At 52.5% G+C, this 26,058-nt stretch carries 20 protein-coding genes; 16 read left to right on the top strand and 4 right to left on the bottom strand.

The window, feature by feature from the left end:
* Nucleotides 1-97: 97 nt before the first annotated feature.
* From recO to ACK2JC_RS07040, 3 genes are all read left to right on the top strand, one after another.
* Entirely contained in the window at nt 98-751 is a 654-nt protein-coding gene (gene recO / locus ACK2JC_RS07050; RefSeq protein ID WP_092365074.1) for a DNA repair protein RecO, read from the top strand.
* Between the two features lie 106 nt (nt 752-857).
* Nucleotides 858-1,535 (top strand): hypothetical protein, encoded by a 678-nt coding sequence (locus ACK2JC_RS07045; protein WP_107434523.1) that lies wholly within the window; start codon nt 858-860, stop codon nt 1,533-1,535.
* A 112-nt stretch (nt 1,536-1,647) separates the two neighbouring features.
* Nucleotides 1,648-3,036: a glycine--tRNA ligase gene (locus ACK2JC_RS07040; RefSeq protein ID WP_092365069.1), complete on the top strand. Its 1,389-nt coding sequence runs from the start codon at nt 1,648-1,650 to the stop codon at nt 3,034-3,036.
* A gap of 256 nt (nt 3,037-3,292) precedes the next feature.
* Here the strand turns inward: ACK2JC_RS07040 and ACK2JC_RS07035 are convergent, their stop codons facing one another.
* Together ACK2JC_RS07035 and ACK2JC_RS07030 are read right to left on the bottom strand one after the other, a co-directional pair.
* Entirely contained in the window at nt 3,293-4,180 is an 888-nt protein-coding gene (locus tag ACK2JC_RS07035; protein ID WP_320937589.1) for a phosphatidylserine decarboxylase, read from the bottom strand.
* The gene (locus ACK2JC_RS07030) at nt 4,170-4,895 is read right to left on the bottom strand and encodes a phosphatase PAP2 family protein (protein ID WP_276853056.1); all 726 of its coding nucleotides are present in this window, start codon (nt 4,893-4,895) and stop codon (nt 4,170-4,172) included. The genes ACK2JC_RS07035 and ACK2JC_RS07030 overlap by 11 nt, the downstream gene beginning before the upstream one ends.
* A 414-nt stretch (nt 4,896-5,309) precedes the next feature.
* Here ACK2JC_RS07030 and ACK2JC_RS07025 point away from each other — a divergent pair, with 414 nt between their 5' ends.
* From ACK2JC_RS07025 to ACK2JC_RS07000, 6 genes are all read left to right on the top strand, one after another.
* Entirely contained in the window at nt 5,310-6,806 is a 1,497-nt protein-coding gene (locus tag ACK2JC_RS07025) for a sensor histidine kinase (RefSeq protein WP_107434520.1), read from the top strand.
* Complete coding sequence (locus tag ACK2JC_RS07020) at nt 6,803-7,492, top strand: response regulator transcription factor (protein WP_007708800.1); 690 nt, start codon at nt 6,803-6,805, stop codon at nt 7,490-7,492. The genes ACK2JC_RS07025 and ACK2JC_RS07020 overlap by 4 nt, the downstream gene beginning before the upstream one ends.
* Before the next feature lie 154 nt (nt 7,493-7,646).
* Complete coding sequence (locus tag ACK2JC_RS07015; protein ID WP_411338466.1) at nt 7,647-9,266, top strand: IS1182 family transposase; 1,620 nt, start codon at nt 7,647-7,649, stop codon at nt 9,264-9,266.
* Nucleotides 9,267-9,755: 489 nt separating this feature from the next.
* Nucleotides 9,756-10,535, top strand: coding sequence for a DeoR/GlpR family DNA-binding transcription regulator (locus tag ACK2JC_RS07010; RefSeq protein WP_320936052.1), 780 nt, complete (start codon nt 9,756-9,758; stop codon nt 10,533-10,535).
* Nucleotides 10,536-10,620: 85 nt separating this feature from the next.
* The gene (locus ACK2JC_RS07005) at nt 10,621-10,794 is read left to right on the top strand and encodes a hypothetical protein (protein WP_166435035.1); all 174 of its coding nucleotides are present in this window, start codon (nt 10,621-10,623) and stop codon (nt 10,792-10,794) included.
* 19 nt (nt 10,795-10,813) lie between these two features.
* Entirely contained in the window at nt 10,814-13,483 is a 2,670-nt protein-coding gene (locus ACK2JC_RS07000; protein WP_320936053.1) for a cytosine permease, read from the top strand.
* On the opposite strand, the gene ACK2JC_RS06995 is transcribed toward ACK2JC_RS07000, so the two are convergent.
* Nucleotides 13,474-14,004 (bottom strand): helix-turn-helix domain-containing protein, encoded by a 531-nt coding sequence (locus ACK2JC_RS06995; protein ID WP_118757294.1) that lies wholly within the window; start codon nt 14,002-14,004, stop codon nt 13,474-13,476. The two genes, ACK2JC_RS07000 and ACK2JC_RS06995, sit on opposite strands and share 10 nt — an antisense overlap.
* 283 nt (nt 14,005-14,287) lie before the next feature.
* On the opposite strand from ACK2JC_RS06995, the gene ACK2JC_RS06990 reads away from it, so the two are divergent.
* From ACK2JC_RS06990 to ACK2JC_RS06970, 5 genes are all read left to right on the top strand, one after another.
* Nucleotides 14,288-15,685, top strand: coding sequence for a YfcC family protein (locus tag ACK2JC_RS06990; protein ID WP_092365048.1), 1,398 nt, complete (start codon nt 14,288-14,290; stop codon nt 15,683-15,685).
* A gap of 13 nt (nt 15,686-15,698) precedes the next feature.
* Entirely contained in the window at nt 15,699-17,006 is a 1,308-nt protein-coding gene (locus tag ACK2JC_RS06985) for an amidohydrolase (RefSeq protein ID WP_320936055.1), read from the top strand.
* Nucleotides 17,007-17,425: 419 nt separating this feature from the next.
* On the top strand, nt 17,426-20,056 hold the full coding sequence (ppdK, locus tag ACK2JC_RS06980) for a pyruvate, phosphate dikinase (RefSeq protein WP_368271834.1): 2,631 nt from the start codon (nt 17,426-17,428) through the stop codon (nt 20,054-20,056).
* Between the two features lie 241 nt (nt 20,057-20,297).
* Entirely contained in the window at nt 20,298-21,311 is a 1,014-nt protein-coding gene (locus ACK2JC_RS06975) for an AAA family ATPase (protein WP_118757463.1), read from the top strand.
* Between the two features lie 23 nt (nt 21,312-21,334).
* Complete coding sequence (locus ACK2JC_RS06970) at nt 21,335-21,808, top strand: hypothetical protein (protein ID WP_320936057.1); 474 nt, start codon at nt 21,335-21,337, stop codon at nt 21,806-21,808.
* Between the two features lie 236 nt (nt 21,809-22,044).
* Here the strand turns inward: ACK2JC_RS06970 and ACK2JC_RS06965 are convergent, their stop codons facing one another.
* Complete coding sequence (locus ACK2JC_RS06965) at nt 22,045-22,953, bottom strand: LysR family transcriptional regulator (RefSeq protein ID WP_092365039.1); 909 nt, start codon at nt 22,951-22,953, stop codon at nt 22,045-22,047.
* A 130-nt stretch (nt 22,954-23,083) separates the two neighbouring features.
* Between ACK2JC_RS06965 and ACK2JC_RS06960 the strand changes: the two genes are divergently transcribed.
* Nucleotides 23,084-24,151, top strand: coding sequence for a TAXI family TRAP transporter solute-binding subunit (locus tag ACK2JC_RS06960; RefSeq protein WP_092365036.1), 1,068 nt, complete (start codon nt 23,084-23,086; stop codon nt 24,149-24,151).
* 16 nt (nt 24,152-24,167) lie between these two features.
* Nucleotides 24,168-26,051 (top strand): TRAP transporter fused permease subunit, encoded by a 1,884-nt coding sequence (locus ACK2JC_RS06955; protein ID WP_320936058.1) that lies wholly within the window; start codon nt 24,168-24,170, stop codon nt 26,049-26,051.
* The last annotated feature ends 7 nt before the right edge of the window (nt 26,052-26,058 follow it).

Below are 26,058 nucleotides of genomic sequence, written 5' to 3'. Positions count from 1 at the left end.
TCTAAAAACGTCAATTTTGTTGTTTTTACAACAAATAATGCAAAAATACAACATATAATGGCTGGGAAGGCCGGAACATGGAAAGGGGGTGGAAGCGATGCGTGAAGCGGTTACATTGAACGGCATGGTGCTGCTGTCCGCGCCCTCGGGAGAATTTGACCGGCGTCTGGTGCTGCTGACAACGGGCAGGGGAAAGATCACTGCCTTTGCCCACGGGGCCAGGAGACCGGGGAATCCCCTGATGGCCTGCACCCGGACCTTTGTGTTCGGTAAATTTACGCTCTATGAGGGCCGCACCGCCTACAATCTCCAGTCCGCCCAGGTGGCCAACTATTTTGATGAGCTGTCCTCGGACATGGAGGGCGCCTGCTACGGTTCCTACTTTCTGGAGCTGGCGGATTTTTACTCCCAGGAAAACATGGACGCCACGGAACAGCTGAAGCTTCTGTACCAGTCCCTGCGGGCGCTGTTAAAGCCTGCGATCCCCAACCGGCTGGTGCGCCGCATTTTCGAGCTGAAAATGATGGTGATCAACGGGGAGTACACGGAGCAGCCCTTAAGTCCGGTCTCCGATTCCTGCGCTTATGCCTGGGAGTACGTGGTGCTGTCGCCGGTGGAGGGGCTGTACCGTTTCGCACTGACGGACGAGGTGCTGAGGGAATTTGAGCGCGTGGTGGAGAGCGGGAGAAGGCGTTTTCTGCGCCATGAATGCCGTTCCCTGGAGATTCTGGAGGTTCTGACTTCGGACTAGATACGCTCCAGGACCAAAAGGACCGAAGTTTTACCGGATAAGGCTTGAAATATTCAGAGTCAGACGCTATAATATTCCCATATGTGCCAAAAGGAAGGAACCGAGTATGAAAAAGATAAGCAGGTATCTGTTGCTGGCAGCGGTAGTCATGGCCGTGTTTGCCGCGTCGGGCTGCGCCAGAAGCGACAAGGGCGCGGTATTTGATCCGGACCAGAGCAGTATTTTCGTCAAGAAGGACGGCAGCGTGCTCAGCGCTTCCGTAGAACATAGCGATCAGAACTACTATTCCGAGGAAGAGCTGAAGAGCTTTATGGAAGGCAGGCTGTCTGAATTCAACGCAGCCCAGGGAAAAGAGAGCGCCGCATATAATAAAGAAGGCGCAGAAAAACTTCCCGCGGCCATCGTTTCCTGCAAGGTGGAGGGAGCGGACGGAGCCAAGACCGTAAAATCCATCGTGGAATACAGCTCTCCGGAGATGCTTCTGGCCCTGGCCGGTGAGATCCGGGACGGGGAGGTCAAGCTGGCAGCCCTTGCAACAGACAGCGTGGAGAACCGGCTGGCCGCAGGCGATCTGGTGGGAAGCACGTTCCTGGACGCCAAGGGAAACTCCGTTGAGTCCGGCAAGATCACCAGCCAGAGCAAGCTGCGGGTGGTTTCATCCCAGGGACCGGCCCTGATCCAGACCGAGGGAAAGGTCCTTTACAGGTCCGAGGGTTGTACGCTGGTGGACGAGTACACGGTGCAGACGCCGGAGGAAGGCAGCAGTTTCATTATTTTTAAATAATATGAATGGATAGAGAGCGCCGGGGCGTGCGGAACTTTCCCCAGGGCGGGAAGAATCGGTTCCGCCGGCGGAGTTGATCCGACGGGCGCGAGGAAAGAGAGAGGACGAAGCAATGGAAAAGACGATGGAAAAGATTGTGGCCCTTGCCAAAAACAGAGGTTTTGTATACCCGGGTTCCGAGATTTACGGCGGCCTTGCCAACACCTGGGATTACGGCAACCTGGGCGTGGAGCTGAAGAACAACGTGAAAAAGGCGTGGTGGCAGAAGTTCGTGATGGAGAGCCCCTACAACGTGGGCGTGGACTGCGCCATTCTGATGAACTCCCAGACCTGGGTCGCCAGCGGCCATCTGGGCGGATTCTCCGATCCGCTGATGGACTGCAAGCAGTGTAAGGAGCGTTTCCGCGCTGACAAGCTGATCGAGGACTACAACGCCGAGCACGGCATCGAGATGGAGGGCTCCATCGACGGCTGGTCCCAGGAGCAGATGAAACAGTACATCGAGGACAATCACATTTGCTGTCCCAGCTGCGGCGCTCATGATTTTACCGATATCCGTCAGTTTAACCTGATGTTCAAGACGTTCCAGGGCGTGACCGAGGACGCCAAGAACACCGTTTACCTGCGCCCCGAGACCGCTCAGGGTATTTTCGTAAACTTCAAGAACGTGCAGAGAACCTCCCGCAAGAAGGTGCCCTTCGGCATCGGCCAGATCGGTAAATCCTTCCGCAATGAGATCACGCCCGGCAACTTCACCTTCCGCACCAGAGAGTTTGAGCAGATGGAGCTGGAGTTCTTCTGCAAGCCCGGCACGGATCTGGAGTGGTTTGCCTACTGGAAGCAGTTCTGTATCGACTGGCTGCGCACCCTTGGCATCAAGGAGGACGAGATGCGCGCCAGAGACCATTCTCCCGAGGAGCTGTGCTTCTACAGCAAAGCTACCACGGACCTGGAGTTCCTGTTCCCCTTCGGCTGGGGCGAGCTCTGGGGCATCGCAGACCGCACCGACTACGACCTGACCCAGCACCAGAACGTGTCCGGCCAGGATATGACCTATTTTGACGACGAGAGCAAGGAGAAATACATCCCCTACGTGATCGAGCCCTCCCTGGGCGCGGACCGCGTGACCCTGGCCTTCCTGTGCGCCGCATACGACGAGGAGGAGCTGGCCGAGGGCGACGTCCGCACCGTGCTGCGCTTCCATCCGGCCATCGCGCCTGTGAAGATCGGCATCCTGCCCCTGTCCAAGAAGCTGAACGAGGGCGCGGAGAAGGTGTTCGCCGAGCTGTCCAAGTATTACAACTGCGAGTTTGACGACCGCGGAAACATCGGCAAGCGCTACAGAAGACAGGACGAGATCGGCACTCCGTTCTGTATCACCTATGACTTTGATTCCGAGGAAGATCACGCGGTAACTGTCCGCGACCGCGATACCATGGACCAGGTGCGTGTGCCGATTGCGGAGCTTAGAGCGTATTTTGCGGATAAGTTTATGTTTTAATATGTGAAATGGGAGACGGTATGGCGAACGCTGTGCCGTTTCTTTTTTTGATGCAATGAGGCGTTGACGGAGGAGTGGCGTTTTGACATGGTTTCGGGCCGCGGAGGCTGACTGCACAAAAAATCCGGCCCATAAATGCAGCCGGATCATAAGAAATGCTTGTAATGGCGGAACTTGTCCGCGGCAGTGGCAGGTAGACGCTCTTCGGAACACAGTTGGGCAGGCCCGGTTCCCTCCCATGCCTGTTGGAGCGCTATTATTGCCTGTGCGCCGCCCTTCCGATCCGCTGGCCCATGCGCACCCGGGTTTCCTCGCCGCGGGCGGAAGCCTGGAGAAGGGGCTCGTCCAATTCAACGGCTCCCGGCATGAACAGCAGCACGATGGTGGAGCCGCCGAAGGCGAAATAGCCCTTTTCCTGGCCGCGGATCACGTCCAGGCGCGTGTAACCGGTGTGATGATTGACAATTTTCCCGACCATCAGGGCGCCCACTTCCATCATCAGGTAGGTGCCGAACTTTTGGGAGCGGACCACCGTGTACTCACGGCAGTTTTCCTTGTAGATGGGGAAATGGTCGTTTGCCACGGGATTGACGGTGTGCAGGCGGCCAGGGATCTTCCGGTAATGAGCCCGCAGGCCGCCGTCCGGCCAGGCGTATCGGTGATAATCGTCCACGCAGAGCCTGAACACCAGAGCTGTGCCCCCGGCGAACCGGCGGGCCAGATTGGGGTCGCGCAGCAAATCCTCCAGCCGGTAGGCGGTCTGCTTGATATGGAATACCCGCCGGGGGCTGATGGGGTAAGCGGTGAGCCGGGCGTCACAGGGGCTGGCTAACGTCAGGGGATCCGGATCAAAGGGGCGGGCCTGGGGCAGCAGCCGGCGGGTGAACAGGTCGTTAAAGGAGCGGTATCGCCCGCCCGCAGGCGGTTCGCACTGGGATAAGTCAATGTGGGCGGTACGGATAAAGGATGGTATCAGGATTCGGGATAGAGAGGAATCCATAAAATAACCACCGATTTTGGATATCACCGGATGGGTGAACGGGAGGATCAGGGCGCGGCCCAGAGCGTGATTGTAGATGAGCTGCAGCAGTTTGTCCTGGAAGCCGTCACGGGGGCCGGCATTTGTGGTAGCGTTATGTTTCATGGCATTGGCTCCTTTGATGTTGATGATGGGTGCGCGGAGTGAAAAGGTGGTACATGCCGTCGAAAATACGCCCATAGGTCCGGTACAGAACAGGTATCCTTCCCAGCCGCAGACAAACTTCCGCCAGAACCACCGCTCCCACAATATCGATCACCACGTGCTGTTTGACCGCAAGGGTGGAGATGAATACCAGGATGGCCATGACGCAGGAACAGCGGCGGTACCACAGGGGAATGGTCGTATTCCGGCGGATTCCGATGTAGCAGAACCAGCTGACCAGGCAGTGAACTGACGGAAACAGGTTTAGCGGCAGGTCCAGGGTGTATAAAATCCGCATGGCATGATTCCAGAAGCCGGGACCGGAGACGTCCGGCCGGATGTTGGTAGTCGGAAACGCCAGGAAAAAGATCAGGCATACGATCCGGGAGAGAAAGTCCGCAGTGAAGAACTGGTAACATCTCGTTTTGTCCTGGCGGGCGATGAGGATGTAGTTGACAATCCAGAACAGATAGCAGCCAAGGTATACAACCAGAAACTGAGGGATAAAGGGAAGCCGGTTATCCAGGGGGCTGGCGATGTCGTACCGCGGCAGATCGAGAGCCAGAAGCTGCGCTCCACCGTACACTGTGAAATTGACCGCCACGGCAAAGATCAGCGGAAGTACCGCATAACCCGGCAGCAGCCTCTTTCGTTTTTGTTCTATCCAATCCGGCATATAGCCACCTCCAAAATAAATACATTATATCATAGCTTTATGATAAATGGTACGTTTCCTCAATTATATTATGTCATTATATTATGCTGTTAAGCGGGCGGTTTGTGATTAGGGGTGTGTTTCCGTATTATTTATTATAGAAGGTCACCAGCCGCCGGGTTGCTGATGGGTGTTACGTTTCCTTATTATACATGATCACCAGCCGTCAGGCTGATGATAAGTGTTACGTTTCCTTATTATAGCAAATATGTAGGAAGAAACAAGGAAGAAAGGCGGTTTCTTTATAAAATTTAGAATAGTTTTATAAACGCCCATATACAAATGTGGTATACTTACAAGTACGGGTGAAAGTCTGTCCCGGGCTGCAAATTTTGTCCGGCGGGCTGAGATAATACAAAAAAGGAGGCAGGACCTATGAAATTGAAGACCCGTCTGGCGGTTGCATTTTTGACCATCACCATCGTGCCGATCCTGCTGTTTTATGTAGCGGTAGTAGGGCTGAGCAGCTATCAGACCCAGTCCTTTCGCAAAGAATATGGGCTGACGGAGCAGGTGGACCTGTTCTCCGGCAACTCCCTTCAGATCTTTAACCGCCTGACCAAGCGTTACCAGGAGGAGATCCGGCAGACGCTGAAGGACGATCCCGGACTCTACGAGGACGACACGTATTTAAACAATTTGAACGAGGAGCTGAAAGGCCATTATGCGTATTTGATTGTTCTTAAAGGCGGGGAGATTTCCTTCTGCGGGAGCAATGACATGCAGATGGATCCCGCTTTGTATGACAAGCTGCCCGATTTCGACGCTATGAAGGGAGATTTAGAGGGCGGCATCTATTTGGACGGAGAAAACCAACACCTGATCAAACAGATGGATTTCACGTTCCCCGACGGTACGCCGGGAAGCGTTTTTATTGTGTCAAACGTGGGCGATCTGGTACCGGAGGTGAAGTCCATGATCCGGGAGATGCTCTTCCTTGGAATCGTGATTCTGGTGGTGGCGGGGATTACCCTGACCGTCTGGGTCTACAGGTCCATTTTAAGTCCCCTCAATAAGCTGCAGGAGGCGACCAAGCAGATCAAGGCGGGGAATCTGGATTTCACGCTGGATGTGGATGCGGACGACGAGATCGGCGAACTGTGCAACGATTTTGAGGAGATGCGCATGCGTCTGAGGGAGAACGCCGAGGAGAAGGTCCAGTATGACAAGGAGAGCAAGGAACTGATCAGCAATATTTCCCACGACTTAAAAACCCCCATCACAGCCATCAAAGGCTACGTGGAAGGGATCCATGACGGAGTGGCATCTTCGCCGGAAAAGCTGGACAAATACATCCGCACCATATACAATAAAGCTAATGACATGGATCGTCTGATCGACGAGCTGACGTTTTATTCGAAGATTGATACCAACAAGATTCCTTATACCTTCACAAAGATCAACGTGGCCCAGTATTTCAAGGACTGCATCGAGGAGGTGGGCCTGGATATGGAGGCCCGGGGCATTGAGCTGGGATATTTCAACTATGTGGACGAGGATGTGGTGGTGATTGCCGACGCGGAGCAGATGAAGCGGGTAATCAACAATATTATCAGCAATTCCATCAAATATCTTGACAAGAAAAAGGGTATTATCAATATTCGGATAAAGGATGTGGGCGACTTCATTCAGGTGGAGATCGAGGACAATGGAAAAGGAATTGCGGCCAAGGACCTGCCCAATATATTTGACCGGTTCTACCGCACGGACTCCTCGCGCAATTCTTCACAGGGCGGCAGCGGCATTGGCCTGTCTATCGTGCGCAAGATTATTGAGGACCATGGAGGCCGGATCTGGGCGACCAGCAAGGAAGGCATCGGCACAGAGATCCATTTTGTGCTAAGAAAATATCAGGAGGTCATAGCAGGATGAGCAAAATACTGATCGTGGAGGACGAGGAGAGCATCGCAGAGCTGGAAAAGGATTATCTGGAACTTTCCGGCTTTGAGGTGGAGATTGAGAATAACGGCAGTTCAGGCCTGGAGCGGGCGCTGAATGAGGAATTTGATTTGTTTATTCTGGACCTCATGCTCCCCGGCACCGACGGTTTTGAAATCTGTAAAAAGATACGGGAAGTCAAAAATACCCCTATTATCATGGTGTCCGCCAAGAAGGAGGACATTGACAAGATTCGCGGCCTGGGCCTGGGCGCGGACGACTACATCACCAAGCCTTTCAGCCCCAGCGAGATGGTGGCCAGGGTGAAGGCTCACATGGCACGGTACGAGCGGCTGATCGGCAGCGGGCAGCCGTCCAATGAGATCGTGGAGATCCGCGGGTTGAAGATCGACAAGACGGCCCGCCGTGTGTGGGTAAACGGTGAGGAAAAGACGTTTACCACCAAGGAATTCGACCTCTTATCCTTCCTGGCCCAGAACCCCAACCATGTATTTACAAAGGAAGAACTATTTTCCAAAATCTGGGATATGGAATCCATCGGCGACATCGCCACGGTGACCGTGCATATTAAAAAGATCCGTGAGAAGATCGAGTTTAACACGGCGAAGCCGCAGTATATTGAGACAATCTGGGGCGTGGGGTATCGGTTTAAGGTGTGATATTGACAATAAGGATAGCTAAGAAAGTAGTTAAGACCATGTGGTCACAAAGCGAAGGGGCTGTCGCACTAAGAAATTAGTGCGCAGCTCCTTTTCCGCGCAAAAAGTTACAGCCGGGCTTCGAAAAGCCCGGCTGTTGGTGTAAAATATAAGTATGCGACTACCTATTACTTTACACAAGAATTATACTTTGAATGAGGACGGATATCAACTAAAACTTCCTCTGAATCTTGAAACAATTATCCCGGAAGACGATTCTGTGCGGCTGCTGAGTCAGTTTGTGGAGGGAATGGATTTAACTGACCTGTATTCTACCTACGAGAGAATAAATACGGTATCGCCAAGAACCCTTCTGAAAATTGTTCTATACTCTTACATGAACGGTGATTATTCTTCCCGTTGCATGGAACAAAACTGTAAGAGGGATATCAACTTTATGTACCTTCTGGAAGGGGCCTCTGTCCCAGATCATGCCACCTTCGCCAGATTCCGCAGCCTTCATTTTGCTCCATGTGCCAAAAGGATTTTGGCTGAAATGTCAAATAAGCTGTTTGATTTGGGGGAAATTTCAGGGGAGGCAATCTTCATTGACGGAACTAAAATAGAAGCCTGCGCCAATAAATATACCTTTGTCTGGAAAAAAGCAGTTACCAAAAATCAGGCAAAACTGTTGGTGAAAATCGCAGATTTGATTGCTGAATGTGAACAACTTTACGATTTAAGGATTGTCCATGGAGATACTGTCAAAATAAAACATGTGAAACGGCTGCGAAAAAAGCTGTATGTTCTGAAACAGGAAGAAAATATCGAGTTTGTTCATGGAATCGGTAAAAGAAAAACGCCCCTTCAGAAACGTATTGAAACACTGGAGGACTATCTGGACCGATTAAAAGGTTATACGCAAAAACTCCACACCTGCGGGGAACGGAACAGTTTTTCCAAAACAGATCCGGATGCGACTTTTATGCGGATGAAGGAAGATGCTATGGGCAATGGGCAGCTAAAACCGGCATTTAACCTTCAGCACGGTGTTGACTCCGAATACATTACCTGGCTGACGGTCGGGCCGCAGCCGACCGATACTGCGACGTTGATCCCGTTCCTCAAAGAAGCTAAAGAATACCTGAAATTTAAGTATATAAAGATCGTTGCAGATGCGGGATATGAAAGTGAAGAGAATTATCTGTTTCTGGAAGAGAACGGACAGACTGCATTCATAAAACCATCGAATTATGAAATCTCTAAAAGAAGGAACTATAAAAATGATATCGGCCGGATGGAAAACATGGATTATGATGCAGAAAAAGATTTGTATATTTGTAAAAACGGCAGGGAACTGCCGCTTGTATATATCCGGCATTCCAAATCGAAAACAGGATATGTCAGTAAGAAAAATATTTATCAGTGTACCTCCTGTGAAAATTGCCCCTATAAAAGCGAGTGTATCAAAGGAAACAACTGCAAGACCCCAATGGAAAAGAGAAATAAAGTTCTTTCTGTTGCAAGAACCTTTCTGAAATACAGACAGGAAGATCTGGAACGAATCCGATCAGAAGAAGGAATCCTGATGCGGATAAACAGGAGTATACAGGCAGAAGGTTCGTTCGGGGAGTTGAAACAGGATATGCAGTTCCGAAGATATTTAAGCCGTGGCGCACAAAATGTCCTTGCCGAAAGTGTTCTACTTGCAATGGCGAAGAATCTGAACAAACTGCATAATAAGATTCAAAAAGGAAAAACCGGCACACATTTATTTGCATTAAAAGCAGCTTGAATGAAAAAATCGAATCGGAGAAACACGGCCTGGTGACACAGGTCTGTTAAAGTATGCTATTTGAGAGGAATATTGTTCAAAACAATGATATGTCATTTAGGAATTGACAGAAAGGGAAAAAAAGGAAGCTGCCGCTCACGATTTTCAATCGCTAAAGCGACAGCTCCTTCATTTTAGGTTAGCTGTCTTTATGTTTTCTGTCTAACCATTTGCATATGTAGTAGCCAGCTACACTTGCCATGACAGAAAGGATGAAAGTAGTTAAGAGCTCCATACCGTTTCATGACCTCAAATTGAATACAGAGTACAAAACCCGTGTATAGGATGTGTACGCGGGTTTTCTTTTGGCGCGGTTTTCCGGGCTGCATTTGCGCCGGAAGACGGACCGGCTGCAAACATTGGGAGCAGAGGGGGATAAAGTATTGCTTTTTTAGCCCAAAATCTGATAATATAGTTCTGTTGTAAATAATACGCAAAAGGAAAATAATCATGAGAACTGTAAATAATAGCAGACGGCTTCAGATTGCCAACTATGTTAAACAGAAAGGAGAAGCCTCAGTCCAGGAATTGAGCGAATATTTTGCAGTATCTCCCCTGACGGTTCGCAGAGATTTGACTGCATTGGAGGAACAGAAGCTCCTCCTGCGGTACCACGGCGGGGCCAAGGCTTTGGTACAGTCGGATACGGCGAACGACAACGGCAATTATGAGTTTGATCTCACGAGCGTGCCCCGTGTGGAGGAAAAGAAACGGATCGGGGAAAAGGCCTGCGAGTTTCTCAAAAATGACGATATCATTTTTATGAACAGCGGAAGCACGGTGTTGTTTTTTCAGGAGGCGATCCGGGACAAGCATGTCACGGTGGTGACCAATAATGCCAGGGCCCCCTTCTGCAGCAAGCATCCGGGAGTGGAGATTCTCAGCCTGGGCGGCAATTATATGGAGCGGTCGAAATCCTATGTGGGCGAGATCACGGTAAATACCATCGGCGGGATCTACAGCAACTGCACGATCCTGGGCGTAAAGGCCCTGGACCCGGAGCGGGGAATGACCACCTGGAATTACCAGGAGTGCGGGGTGAATGCTGCCATGATCGGCCACACCAGGGGGATGGTGATCCTTCTGGCCGACCACTCAAAGATCGGCAAGGTGTCCAACTATGTGTCCTCCTCTCTGGATAAAATTGACCTGATCATTACAGACAGTGGATGTGACCCGGAAGCCATAGCCGCGTTCCGGGAGAAGGGCGTGGAGGTTATCGTCGTTTAGACTGGCCCCCGGATGCGCAAAAGCCGGATAAACTACGACGTCGGAGCGCAGAGAAAAGGCCGGAACGAAAAGAAGGGCGGGAAATATGGACACGGAAGAGAAAAAAGAGTTTGAAAAGGAGCTTCTTTCACGCATCTCACAGATGGAGCGGGGAAATGAGTCCGCCATTGGACGGATGGCCGGAAGGGATTATGTTCTGGCGGGAGCGGTGGTCCTCGGATGCCTGGCGGCTGTGGCGGCCGGGTATTTTCTGACATAGCGGGAGGGCATTGAGAGGGATGAAACGAGTGGAAGAGCAGATTGCCAGGGAGGCGGTGTTCGGAATTCTGCCGGTGCTGCCCGGGGAACGAAGATACGGCTTCCTGGACGCCTTTTTGGTGCTGTCCGGGTACTGCATCGCCACCTGGAGTTACACCCAGGGGGCCTATCTGACCAGCCTGGTTGGATTTAAACAGCTGCTCATCGGGGCGTTTTTCGGAGCGATTCTGATGCTGGCGGTGTATCAGCTGCCGGTAATCCTGTCGGTGCGCTATGGCATCGACATCTGGATTTGGCTGCGGAGCGTGTTCGGACTGCGGGGCGTAAAGTGGATATCCCTGTTGATCATCGCCATCAACTTCCCATGGTACGCGGTCTGCTGCGACCTGTTCGCCTCCTCCATGGAGAATCTGGCGGGTCTGTACGGCCTGTCGCTGCCGCCGGGCAGCCATCTGCTGCTGGAATTGGCCTGCGTTTTGGCCGGAACCTTGATCGCCTGCCGCGGAATCGGGACGATCACCTGGACCACGCGGATTCTGGTGCCTGCCCTTCTGGCAGTGGGCGCCATTGTGATGGCGGTTGGATTTAGGTCTGTTCCGCCAGAGGTGATCTGGAATTATACGCCAGAGCCGGGGGAATACGCGGACCGTGCCGTGCCTTATATTATGTCCATCGAGGCGAATTTTGCGTTTGTCATTACGCTGGTGGGCGGTATGGCGGAGGTGCCCAGGCTTGCGAAAACGGAGCGGGGCGGATACCTGGCCGGCGTTCTGGGACAGGGCCTGTCCGGCTCATTTTTTGTTGTTGTGGGCGCGGTGATGGCCATCGCGATGCGGCATGTGACCGGAACCATGTCCGAGGATCCGACCCAGATGCTGGCGGTCCTGGCGGGGCCTTCCCTGGCCCTTTGCTCCCTGCTGTTGGTGGCGTTCGCCAATATCGGCACTCAGGCGGTGGGCTCGTACATCTATGGAGTGATGCTCAAATCGTCCTTCCCGGAGACGGACTACCGCAGGCTGATTGGAATCCTGGCGTTTTACGTGGGCGCGCTGTGCGTATGGGGAAAAATCGTGGAGTATTTCGGCGCGTTTTTGACCATCAGCGCCTGTGTGTACGCGCCGTTGGCCGCGCTGCTGTTTGTGGATTTCTTTTTTGTGCGGCGGCAGAGGCTGGCTTTTCGCAGTGCTTACGGGCTGAAGGGCCATGAGGCGTATGTGTATACCCGGGGATTTAATGTTGTGGGTCTAGCCGCTCTGGCCGCAGGAATGGCGTTTTCCCTGATGATTTATAATCCGGTAACGGGTGTTATCCACAATCGGTTCTTGTTTACTCTGACGCCCACCGGGTGTTCGTTCCTGGCGTCAGGCTGTATTTACTGGCTACTCTGTAATCTGCCGGGGATCCGGCGTTACGTGCGCCGGGATTTGACAGAGCTTCCGGATCCAAAGCCCTTTGACCGCTTTCGGGAACCGCCGCGGCAGAATCCGGCGGCCATGCCCTTTATCTGGCTTTGGTGTTACCTGGTGACTGCCAGAGCAGGGCTTAAAATACGAAAAAAGGGTATGAAGGGGTTGAAGCCGCCGTTTCTGGTGCTGGCGACTCACCACTCGTTTACGGATTTTTATGTGACGCCGCGGGTGTTGTTTCCCCATCGGGCCAATTATGTGTCGGAGCTGGAAGGATTTGAGAACTTTGGAGAGTGGCTGTACCGGCAGTCCGGCTGTCTGGGCACCCGGAAGTTTGTGGACGACCTGGCGCTGGTAAAAAATATCTGCCGGGTTCTTGGGCGTGGGGGAATTCTGGTGCTGTACCCGGAAGCCAGGTACGCCAACGTGGGGACCAACTCTAAGCTGCCGCTTGCGGTGGCAAAACTGGTGAAGCTGTGCAAGGTGCCGGTGGTAACGCTGAATATGAAAGGAAATTATTTACAGTCCCCCATCTGGAATCTGCGGATTCGGCGGGAAGCGAGGCTGGAGGCGGAGGCGGAACTGGCGTATACGGCGGAGGAGGCAAAACGCGCGGAGGTGGGGGATATTTACCGGAAATTATCCCGGCTTCTGGCCTACGACGAATACGCATGGCAGCGTGAGACAGGGCTGCGGATCACGGATTCCTTCCGGGCGGAGGGCCTTCATTTGCCGCTGTACCAGTGCCGGACCTGCGGCGCGGTTCATCGGATGGCGTCAAAGGGCAGCCAGCTGTTCTGCACGGCCTGCGGCGCCGGATGGCGGATGGACGAGTATGGGACGCTGAGGCAGATAAATGCGGGGGATGGGGAAGGTTCCTCCACCCTGCCGGAAATCTACATTCCCGACTGGTACGAGTGGCAGCGGGAGAATGTGCGCAGACGGATCGCGGCCAGGCGGTATTGCCTGGAGATCCGGGTGCGGGTGGAAGCGCTGCCCAACGCGGTGAACTTTATCGACTGCGGCGCGGGGCGGCTGGCGCACGGGCCGGGAGGATTTGACCTGACCTTTGTGGACTATGAGGACGGGCGGGAAAAGACGCTGCATTTTTCCGCAGCCTCCATGAGCTCCATCCACACGGAGTACGACTACCGGGGGAAAGGCCAGTGCGTTACCTTGTCGGTACCGGATAATACCTATTTCCTGTTTCCGCTGGAGGAGGGCTTTAACGCCACGGAAATACAGTTCGCGGTGGAGGAATTCTTTGAGCGGAGTCATTCCTGATGCGCGGCGGATTCGCTGGCGAGAATTTCGATCTCCATATAGGAGAGAACCTTGTTCCGGGCGTGCTCGGAGAGAAAATTATAGTAGTAGACCGCGATATACCCAAACATAGGCGGTTTTTTGTAAAATTCGGAGGAGGGCAGCATCATATCCTGGGAGGATCGGGTGGCTACCTCGATCTCCATGTAGGCGAAAATGGTGGCTTTTGCGCTGTCCGGCAGCAGGTTGAAGTAATTGACCAGCTGCTGGGGGTCTAAAGCTGCCAGCGCCCCCTTCCTGAGGGAGACATTTTTTTCCAGATTATGCTGGTGGCTGGCGTAATAATCGCTCTCCACAAATGCATCTAAGGACAGCTGGTAGTAGTTGCACAGGTCGATAATCACCTTGGCCGGAATTTCCATCAGCCCCTTCTCATATCTGCCGATGGTGCTCTTGGTCTTTTGGACCACGGCGCCCAGTTCCTCCTGGCTTAAATCATTATATTCCCGTACCATTTTTATTTTTTTCCCTAATTCTATCATATGATCTCCAATCAAATCCCGGTCCCCAGGGGATATTATCAAAAACTGCTTCATAAAAGTTGCGTATACGCAATAAAAACACGGCAAATCGATTGACAAATTGCGTATACGCAACTATAATGAAGAAAAAGAAACATTTTGACTATAATATACCACAAAAGTTGCGAATACGAAACAAGAAATAGCACTTTATACAAAAATTTAACGGAAAGGCAGGTGAGATGGACTTTAAGAGGGGAACATTTCAGAACAGCGAAACGGACAAACAGAGATTGGAGGGGTAATGATGAGACAAAAGGTAAAGGAAGGCGGAAAACGGGGGATTTCCATCAACATGCTGGTGTTTATTCTGGGGATTTTGATTTGCGCCAGCCTGCTGACGTATATCATTCCGGCAGGGCAGTTTGATGTGAATCCCGAGACAAAGGCATTGATCCCAGGTACATACCACGCGGTGGAGCAGACGCCGGTCAATCTGTGGAACGCGCTGCGCAACATATTTACCGGAATGACCAACTCGGCCAAGGTGATGAGCATCGTGATCTTCATGGGAGGCGCTTTGAAGGTGATCATCAGTACCGGGGCGGTGGAGGAATTTCTCAACTGGGCCATTTACAAGCTGCAGAAGAAGGGGATTGCGGTGATTGTGCCGCTGATGGTGATTCTGTTCTCCGTCCTCTCCGCCTACGGGGGAAATGATTCATTTTTCGCCTTCACCGTGATCGGAGTGGCGGTGGCGGCAAAAATGGGCCTGGATCCCATTGCGGGAATGGCTATGACTTATTTTGCCACCAGCGTAGGTTTTGCGGGAGCGCTTAAAGGCAGGACGCTGGTGGCCCAGGGGATCGCAGAGGTGCCGCTCTACTCCGGGGCGGGCTGGAGGACCGTGTGGCTGTTTGTGATCACCGGCCTGGCGGTTGCCTACGCGCTGTGGTACTGTTTCCGGGTTAAGAAAAATCCGGCCAGGAGTTTTATGGATAACACGGACTGGATCGTGGGCGGACCTCAGGGCGACATTAAAAAGGAGCTGTTCAACCCCATGTCGTTGCTGGTGATTGTGATCACCGCGGGCTCCTTTATCCTCAACGCGGTTATGGGCGTGCTGAAGGGCTGGACCTACCCGGAGCAGGTGGCGGTGCTGCTGATCGCCTCCACGGTATGTGGGCTCCTGTACCGGAAATCGCCCACCGAGATCGCGGAGTCCTTTGCCAAGGGCTGCCAGTCCATGGGCTTTGTGGCGTTTATTATCGGTCTGGGCGGGGCCATTGCGCTGACCATGACCCAGGGAAATATTCTCCACACCATGGTCAATGCAGTGGCTGCACCGCTCATGCATGTGAACAAAGGCTTCGGCACCATTGCCATGTTCTGGTTTAACTGGCTGTTCAACTTCTTTATTATTTCAGGTTCCGGACAGGCAGCGGTGGTGATGCCGGTGCTCAATCCCATCGCCGATGCTTTGAATATCCATCGGCAGGTGGCGGTTTCCGCCTTTGTCTACGGCGACGCCTACACCAATATGCTGTTCCCGACCAGCGCCTCGCTTCTGGGCGCTCTGGCCATCGCAGGTGTTCCGTTAAAGAACTGGGTTAAATTTGTGTTTCCGTTTTTGATCATCCTGTCCGTCCTGACGTCGGTATTTCTGTATTATCTGACCGCCGCCGGCTGGACCGGAATGTAGGAGGAAAAGGCGTATGAATATAGAAGAGATCGTAAGACGAAGCGGGGAAATACTGGATTATGCAGTGGAGATGCGCCGCCATTTCCACCGTCACCCGGAACCTACGTCCAGGGAATTTGAGACCGTCCGTTTTCTCTGCGGACAGCTGGACCGGATGGGAATTTCCTATGTCAATATTCCGGATGGCGGAATCCTGGCCGAGATTCCAGGAAAAAGACCGGAGGACAGTGAAACGGCGCCCCACGTGCTTCTGCGGGCGGACTGTGACGCTCTGACCATGGAGGAGAGCCCGGAAAATGGACGTGGACCGCGCTGTTGCCTCAGCGCCAACAGCGGAGTGGCTCACATGTGCGGCCACGACGGACATATGGCCATGCTCTTGGGGGCTGCGAAGCTGCTCGCGGAGATGGTGCCCGGAAACATGAACGGCACCGTATACCTGCTGTTCGAGCGCGGGGAGGAGGGCGGAAACTGTATCTATTACGTGATGAAATACATTCAGGCCCGGAAGATCCGCATCGACAGCTGCTACGCCATTCATGTAGATCCGGACCTGCCGTCCGGAACGTTCTGGATCCGGGAGGGGGCCAGCCATGCGGGCAACGTCAACTTTGAGATCGGGCTTACGGGAAAAGGCGGGCACGGCTCCAGGCCGGATCTGTCCAACAGCCCAATCGACTGTTTCGTGTCCATTATGAATCAGCTGAAGGATGTGCGGATGAAGTACATTTCTCCCGCGGACCTGCTGACTGTGAATATCGGCTCCGTGCAGTGCGGACAGAAGCGGAACATTGTGCCGGAGTACCTGGAATTCAAGGGCACGGCGCGGTTCTACAGCCAGGAGGCTGGAGGGATTTTTAAGGAGAAGCTGGATGCCATTGTCAAGTCCAACGCCGTCTTATACGGCTGCCAGCCGGAGTACAAGGTATTTTCCGGTCCAAGCCTTCCACTTATCAACAACGGGGAGGCGGCGGCTATCGCGGCGGAGGCGGTGGCGGAGCTGTTCGGACCCGAATGTCTCACGGAGGGAAAGCTGGGTCTGGGATCGGAGAGTTTTTCCACCCTGGCGGCCTATTATCCCAGCGTGATGGCCAGGCTGGGGGTGAGAAACGAAGCGCTGGGAGCTGTGGCGGATCTCCACAACCCTCATTTTGATCTGGACGAGGAGGCGCTGAAATATGGGATCGCCTCCCACGCGGCTTACGCCCTGAGCTATCTGGAGCGCTGCCCCTGTATTCCGTTTGAGCCCTTTGAGGGTACGGCGGACGACCTGTTAAAATTGATGAACCGTCCGGTTCCCAAGCGGTATGACGAGTCATGACGTTTGGCCCGGCCGGGGAGGCCTGCGGCATCACATGCGCCGCAGGCCTCTTTTTCGGATGAGTGTTAAAAAAATGTAAGTATTTACAAAGAGATTAGCCGGACAGCCCGGGATCGAGGAGCCTCTTTTTTATGCGAGAGTCCAAAGAGTCAGAGAGTTGAACAAAGCAAAATCGTATATGCGAACGGATAACGGATATGTGAAAAAGACAGAAAATGAAAGTGCTTACAAGCATTTTTACTGCAAAATTAATGCAATTTTTCTAGTATTTCGCAGAAAAACCCTTTACTCATCCTGCTTTTGTGATATAATGGACGAGGTGGACGGACAGGCAGATACATTAGCTCCGTCCGATTTTAAGATAGGCAAAAACAGACGTAGAAAGCCAATCTACAAGAAACATGAGGAGGAATTAACTTATGGCAAAATGGGTTTATAAGTTCCATGAAGGCAGTGCGGCAATGAGAAACCTGCTTGGCGGCAAGGGCTGCAACCTGGCTGAGATGACCAACCTGGGAATGCCCATCCCCCAGGGATTTACCGTTACAACTGAGGCTTGTACCGAGTATTACAACTGCGGCAAGCAGATTTCCCAGGAAATCCAGGATCAGATTTTTGAGGCGATTACCTGGTTAGAGGGAATCAACGGCAAGAAGTTCGGCGATACCGAGGATCCGCTTCTGGTATCCGTTCGTTCCGGCGCCCGCGCTTCCATGCCCGGCATGATGGACACGATCCTGAACCTGGGCTTAAACGACGTTGCGGTTGAAGGCTTTGCCAAGAAGACCGGCAACCCCAGATTCGCATACGACTCCTACCGCAGATTCATCCAGATGTACTCCGACGTTGTAATGGAGGTTCCGAAGTCCTACTTCGAGAAGATCATCGACGAGATGAAGGAAGCCAAGGGCGTACATTTTGATACCGAGCTGACCGCTGATGATCTGAAGGATCTGGCCGATCGTTTCAAAGCTGTTTACAAAGACGCGATGAACGGCGAGGAGTTCCCGCAGGATCCCAAGGATCAGCTGATGGGCGCTGTGAAGGCCGTGTTCCGTTCCTGGGACAACCCCCGCGCCATCGTATACCGCCGCATGAACGACATCCCCGGCGACTGGGGCACTGCCGTTAACGTACAGACCATGGTATTCGGCAACAAGGGCGAGACCTCCGGTACCGGCGTTGCGTTCACACGTAACCCCTCCACCGGTGAGAAGGGCATTTACGGCGAGTACCTGATCAACGCACAGGGCGAGGACGTGGTTGCCGGTGTGCGTACACCTCAGCCGATCTCCAAGCTGGCGGAAGACCTTCCGGAGTGCTACGAGGAGTTCATGAACCTGGCTATGAAGCTGGAGAACCATTTCCGCGACATGCAGGACATGGAGTTCACCATCGAGGAAGGCAAGCTGTATTTCTTACAGACACGTAACGGCAAGAGAACCGCTCCCGCGGCGATCCAGATTGCCTGCGATTTAGTAGATGAAGGTATGATTACTCCCGAGGAGGCTGTTTGCAGAATCGAGGCTAAGTCCTTGGATCAGCTGCTGCATCCCACCTTCGTTCCCGAAGCTCTGAAGGCCGGAGAAGTAATCGGTTCCGCACTTCCCGCATCCCCGGGCGCTGCCGCCGGTAAGGTTTACTTCACCGCGGACGAGGCCAAGGACGCCGGCAAGGGCGGAAGAGGCGAGAGAGTGATCCTGGTTCGTCTGGAGACCTCTCCGGAAGATATCGAGGGTATGCACGCTGCTCAGGGTATCCTGACCGTTCGCGGCGGCATGACCAGCCACGCAGCGGTAGTTGCGCGCGGCATGGGCACCTGCTGCGTATCCGGCTGCGGCGAGATCAAGATTGACGAGGAAGCGAAAGTCTTCGAGCTGGGCGGATACACCTTCCACGAGGGCGACTACATTTCCTTAGACGGCTCCACCGGTAAGATTTACAAGGGCGATATCGCCACTCAGGAAGCGATCGTGAGCGGAAACTTTGAGAGAATCATGGAGTGGGCCGACCAGTTCAGAACCCTGCGTGTTCGCACCAACGCCGACACACCGGCCGATACCGCAAACGCTGTTAAGCTGGGCGCAGAGGGCATTGGCCTTTGCCGTACCGAGCATATGTTCTTTGACGCGGAGAGAATCCCGAAGATCCGCAAGATGATCCTTTCCGATACCGTTGAGCAGAGAGAGGAAGCATTAAACGAGCTGATTCCGTTCCAGAAGGGCGACTTCAAGGCTATGTACAAGGCTCTGGAGGGCAGACCCATGACCGTCCGCTACCTGGATCCGCCGCTGCATGAGTTCGTTCCCACCGATCCGGAGGACATCAAGGCTCTGGCTGAGGATATGGGCATGACCGTTGAGGCGGTTAAGGCGAAATGCGACGATCTGCACGAGTTCAACCCCATGATGGGCCACCGCGGCTGCCGTCTGGCTGTTACCTATCCGGAGATCGCCAGAATGCAGACCAGAGCGGTTATGGAAGCTGCTATTGAAGTGAAGGAAGAGTGCGGTTACGACATCATTCCCGAGATCATGATTCCGCTTGTTGGCGAGAAGAAAGAGCTGAAATTCGTGAAGGATATCGTGGTTGAGACCGCTGAGAAGGTGAAAGCTGAGAAGAATTCCGACATCCAGTACCACATCGGTACCATGATCGAGATTCCGAGAGCTGCTCTGACCGCCGACAAGATCGCGGAAGAGGCAGAGTTCTTCTCCTTCGGAACCAACGACCTGACCCAGATGACCTTCGGCTTCTCCCGTGACGACGCCGGCAAGTTCTTAGATTCCTACTACAAGGCTAAGATCTACGAGTCCGATCCCTTCGCAAGACTGGATCAGGAGAGCGTAGGCCAGCTGGTGAAGATGGCTGTCGAGAAGGGCCGCGCGGCCAGAGCAGACCTGAAGTGCGGTATCTGCGGCGAGCACGGCGGAGATCCGTCTTCCGTAGAGTTCTGCCACAAGGTTGGACTGAACTACGTGAGCTGCTCACCGTTCCGTGTGCCGATCGCAAGACTGGCTGCGGCGCAGGCGGCTCTCAACAATAAGTAATAGGCCATTTGGTTGATAAGAGCTGTTTATGTATGCATAAAGCGAAAGTCCTGGAGTCATATCTCCGGGACTTTCTTTTGATGAATTTAGTATACTGTTGGCGTTTGTTCGCAACAAGCAAATTAGGGCAGGAATCAATTTGTTAGAATGGGGTTTATTAAAAAACAGAATTATGTTATAGTTTAGTAGTGTAGCATTTAGAATAACCAACTTGTAATGGCAGGCATAAGTGAGGTGCGAAATGGCCATAAAGAAAATTGAACTTGAAAATTTTACCGTGTTCGATAAAATGGATATTCAGTTTACTGAAGGAATAAATGTCCTGATTGGTGAAAATGGAGTAGGTAAGACACATGTGATGAAATTGCTGTACAGTGCGTGTCAGGCGGTGAAGCATGATACTTCTTTTTCACAGAAAACGATAAGGGTTTTCAGACCGGATGGTTCCAGTATACAGCGCTTGGTGGCCAGAAAAAATAAAGGTGGAACAGCAATTGTAAAAGTTTTTTCGGATACTTCTTATATTAGTATGAAATTTACCACACGTACAAAAAAGTGGGATGCAGAGGTGAAAAATGAAGAAAGATGGGAGCAGCAACTTTCTGATTTGAGTAGCATTTTTATTCCTGCAAAAGAGATTTTATCGAATGCATACAATCTAACGGAAGCTGTCTTGAAGGGAAATGTGGACTTCGATGACACGTATTTGGACATTATTGCTTCTGCAAAAGTAAATGTATCTCCAGGCAAAGATAGCTCAGAGAGAAAAAAATATTTAGATGTATTGCAGAAAATCAGTGATGGAAAAGTTGCCATAGATAACGAAAGATTTTATTTAAAGCCAGGGTCACAAGCTAAGATCGAATTCCATTTAGTTGCGGAAGGACTGCGGAAAATTGCATTATTATGGCAATTAATAAAAAATGGAACGTTAGAAAAGGGGGCAGTTCTTTTCTGGGATGAGCCAGAAGCCAACATTAATCCCATTCACATTCCTGTCATAGTAGAATTGTTATTGTTGTTGCAAAGGGAAGGCGTTCAGATTTTTATTGCCACTCATGATTACTTTGTAGCGAAATATTTTGATGTCAGAAAAAACAACGAGGATAAAATAGAATTCCACTCTTTCTACAGAGAAGCAGATAAAGCTATTTGTTATGAGAACAAAAAAATCTTCGCTGATTTGGATCACAATACAATTATGGAGACATTTATGAAATTGTACCATGAAGAAATTGGATTGGTGGTGAGATAGGATTGCAAATATCGGAGTCTGGAATGATATTTGGCGATTATAACCAAGGAAGAGTATTTAAAATTGAAAATTCGCAAATGCATAAAGAAGCAGGGTCCCGGGTGAGGAGCGTAGAGTTTATACTCCTTAAAGGAAAAAACGGTCTCTGGTTTATAGAAGCGAAATCAAGCAGTCCTAAGTCAGAGACAAGCTGGGATCGGTATCAAGAATTTATAGGAGAAATAACTGAAAAATTTATACACTCTTTTAATATGCTTTGCGCCTGGTATTTGGGACGGCTTAGCGACTATGATGAGATCGGTACAGATTTAAAAGCTATAACCGGTAAGATGGCAGATTTTGTATTTGTTTTAGTGATACGTGGACATAAAATGGAGTGGTTGTTGCCCTTGCAGGAAGAATTAAGGCAAGAATTAAAGTATCATAATTCTATTTGGAATAGTAAAATAATCGTCATGAATGACGAAATTGCAAGGGAATACCACTTGATTATTTGAAAATGCGGTAATACTATTATATGAACACTCCTTAAGAAAACCGGTTTTGAGGCTGCAAAGATATAGAATAAGGATAGCCGCTTACACGCCTTTTGAAATATTAACGCAGGCGGCGTTGAATAATAAGTAAGTTGAGAAAATAGCGTATTGACAGATATTTAGACGCCCCCAGAGTTGCGGCTCTGGGGGTTTTTGAATGCAATGTGCTGTGGGCGAAGGCGTGAACGCCATCCGAATCAACCACCCTGAAACGCCTTGCGGAAATAGTCAATGATCAGCATGGCCGGGTGGGAAATGGTGCTGTTTTTCTGGGTGACGATGGCGTAGGGGCGGAAGGCCTTGGCGGAGATCCGGTAGTAGTTGGGGCTGTTTTCAGTGGTGGGCGCTTTTACCAGGACCTCGGGCACAAAGCCCACCCCCAGCCCCGTGCCAACCAGGGTGTCCACGGTGTCCCAGTTCAGGGTTTCGCAGATGGTGCGCGGGGTGAAGCCGGCTTCCTCGCAGAGTTGATGGCTCATCTCCGAGAATTTCTGGATGGATTTCAGGGAGACGAAGGGCTCGTTGCGCACAAGGCGCAGGTCGATGTAGGAGATTCCGGAGGACGGCGTGATCAGGGCGTTGACCGGGTGATTTCTGGGCACAGCCAAAAAGATTTCTTCCTGGTGGATCACCTCGTAGTCCAGCAGCGGGTTCTTGGGGTAGAGGGGAAGGGCGCAGAAGTCCAGCTCTCCGGCCGCCAGCTTCTCCTCCAGGTACACGGAATGCTCCTCGATGATGTTGAACTGGAGCCAGGGATAACGTTCCAGCACATGGGGGATGATCTTCGGCAGGTAGTATTTGCTGTAAAATGGGGAAATGCCGAAGTGGACAATCTCCTGGTTGGAGTTGGCCAGGGATGTGATCCGGCGCATCATCTGCTCATAGAGCTGGAGGATGACCTGGCCCTCCTGGAAAAAGATTTCGCCCGCCTGGGTCAGCTCAAAGTTCCGGTTCCCGTGGACGAACAGAGGGGTATTGAGCTCGGATTCGATTTTTTTCATATACTGGCTTAAGGCCGGCTGGCTGACGAACAGCTTGTCGGCTGCTTTGCTGATGCTTTTTTCCTGGGCAATGGTGACGAAATAGTTGATGGAGTTAAGCTGCATGGACATCTCTCCTTAAAATATAATTTTTGATTATATTAATATTGTATAATCTGATTTGACTGCGGTCAATCATTAAGTTAAAATTATATTATCTATCAATCATGTATTTATACATAAGGAGGAAGGTATCATGCGAAAAACGTTAAAGAGAGGCGCGGCGTTCTGTTTGGCAGCAATGATGGCACTGACAGCCTGTGGCGCAAAGTCCGGCAATTCGGGGGAAACGGGCGGACAGGCGGCGGAGACGAAGGCGCAGACACAGGCGGAGGAAAAAACCGAGGTGCGGCACCTGACACTGGCGGCGGTGGCCTCCAGCTCGGGATTGTTCCCCTACTGTGTGTCCATCGGAAAGGTTCTCTCCACTTTACCAGAACTGGATATTACGGTTTCGGAGTCGGGGGGAAATGTGGATAATACCCAGCAGCTGCGGGCAGGGGAGATTTCCATAGCCAACAGTATTTCCAACACGGACTACGAGAGTTATACGGGGACCGGCAGCACGTTTAAGGAACCGTTTAAGGATTTCAGGATTCTCTGGTATTATGAGAGCTCGCCCATTCAGATCTGCGTGGCAAAGGATACGGGGATTGCGTCTCTGGAGGACCTGGAGGGCCAGACCTTCAATCCCGGCGGAACCGGGACCGCGGCCAGCGTGGTGACCCATGAGGCCCTTGACGTGCTGGGGATAAAACCGGAATATTTTGAGGCCGCCCAGGCGGATGCGGCGGACGCATACTCCAACCGCCAGATCGTGGGCGCGGTGAAAACCGGACCGTTCCCGGACAGCTATGTGATGCAGCTGAACACCAACCGTCCCATCCAGATGATTAACATCCCGGACGAGCAGCTGAATACCATTTTGGAAGCCATTCCCAGCGTGAAAAGCGCGGTGATCCCGGCGGGCGTTTACGATGGCGTGGACTATGAGGTACAGACCTTATCCACTTATCAGGGCCTGCAGGTGGATATGTCGTTCTCCCAGGATTTGGTCTACCGCATGTGGAAAGCCATGTGGGAGGAGGAAGCGGATACCTGGAAAAACGCTTATCAGATCGGCGCAGACAACAACATTCCGGAGCTGACTCTGAAGGCTGCCTCCACCCCGCTTCACGCCGGGACCGTGCAGTATCTGACAGAGCTTGGGTACGAGGTGCCGCAGGAACTGATTCCGGAGGAGTATGTGCCGGTAAATCCGTAAGATGTGAGGAGAGGTTATGCGAAAGCTAACGGGGTTTTGGGATTATGTGGTGAAGGCGCTTTCCGTGTGCCTGATTTTGTTCCAGCTGTACACCACGGGGGTCCGGCTGTTTTCGGATATGATCCAAAGAAGTATCCATCTGGCCTTTGTGCTGACCCTGGTGTTTATATTAAAGCCCGCCAGAAAGGGACATGACCTGGATCATGTCCCCTGGTACGACGTGATATTTGCAGCCGTGTCCTGCGCCAGCTGTCTCTATGTGGTGAGCATCTACAAGACGGTGGTGTATAATCCGCTGCAATGGTTATCGACAGTGGATAAGGTGTTTGCGGTGCTGTTGGTGATCCTGGTGCTGGAGGCCAGCCGCAGGTCGGTGGGATGGACCTTTCCGGTGCTGGGAATCGCCTTTCTGATCTATGCGTTCTGGGGAGAGGCGTTTCCGGGAATGTGGGCGCACCAGAACTTCTCCTTCAATAAGGTGTTCCAGTCCTTTTATCACGGCACAACGGGAATCTGGGGGACCATGCTGGGGCTGTCCGCCACGATGTTGGCAATGTTCGGCATTTTCGGGGCGATTTTGTCCGGCACCGGTGGGGCGGAGACGTTTATCAAGATCGGTCAGCGCGTGGCCGGGCGGGCCACCGGCGGCTCCGGCAAGATTTCGGTGATCGCCAGCAGTTTGTTCGGTATGATTTCCGGCAGCGCCATCGGAAATGTGGTCGCTACCGGCGTATTTACAATTCCTTCCATGCAGCGGGCCGGGTACTCGAAAGAGTGGTCCGCCGCCATCGAGGCCATTTCCTCCACGGGCGGACAGATACTGCCGCCGATTATGGGGGCTGCGGCTTTTATCATGGCGCAGCTGATCGGGGTCAACTATCTGACGATTGCCAAGGCGGCGCTGGTGCCTGCGGTATTATATTATCTGAGCTGCTTTTTGTCGATCCATCTGGTGTCAAAGCGGGACCAGATTTGCGGCGAGCCGGATAAACCCACGATCCGGGTGGGAGAGTATCTGGTGATTCTGATTCCGTTAGGGATATTCATGTTCTATCTGCTGCGCGGCTATACGGTGATGATGGGGGCGTTCTGGGCGACCATCGGCGCAGTGGTTACCTATGCGGTGTGGTTCCTTGTCTCGGAAAAGAGCGTGGGGAAATGCGCGGGCGCTATGGGGAAGGTCTGCTTTACCACGGCGATTAAGGGGACGAACAGTATTGTGGAGATGTGCGGAATCCTGGCGGGTTCCCAGATCACCATTTCCCTGGTGTCCCTGACCGGATTCGGGGTCAAACTCTCGGATTTGATCGTCTCCCTGGGGGAGGGGAATCTGTTCCTCTGCCTGATCTGTTCCATGCTGGTCTGCATCGTGCTGGGGATGGGACTTCCCAGCACGGCGGCTTATGTTCTGGGGGCCTCCGTGCTGGCTCCGGCGCTGATCGCGCTGGGCATCAATCCTCTTCCGGCCCATCTGTTTGTGATGTATTACGCCTGCCTTTCCGCTATCACGCCGCCGGTGTGCGTGGCGGTGTTTATGGCCTCGGGGCTGGCGAAGGCGGCCTGGGTGAGGGTGGCGTTGATCTCATGTATGGTGTCGCTTCCGGCGTTTGTGGTGCCGTTTACATTTATTTACAATCCGGCGCTGATGCTGGACGGAAGCGTTTTCCAGGTGGCTTTCGGGATTGCGACGGCTCTGGCGGGCGTATGCCTGATCGATATGTGCGTGACCGGGTATTGGAAGAGGCCCATCGGGCTGCCCATGCGCCTGCTGCTCCTGGCCTGCGGTATTTTGCTTCTGATACCGGATGTATGGATCAGCCTGGTGGGGCTGGCTGCCGGAGGCGTGTCGTTTTTTGCGGTCCAGAGAGATAGAGGAGAAGGTGTAACGATAAAACAATAGAGCGGGT

Origin of the sequence: Enterocloster lavalensis, assembly GCF_046603895.1 — a bacterium.
GTDB lineage: Bacteria > Bacillota > Clostridia > Lachnospirales > Lachnospiraceae > Enterocloster > Enterocloster lavalensis.
Note: the sequence above shows the minus strand (reverse complement) of the source record. Positions and strands in the feature narration are given on the sequence as shown.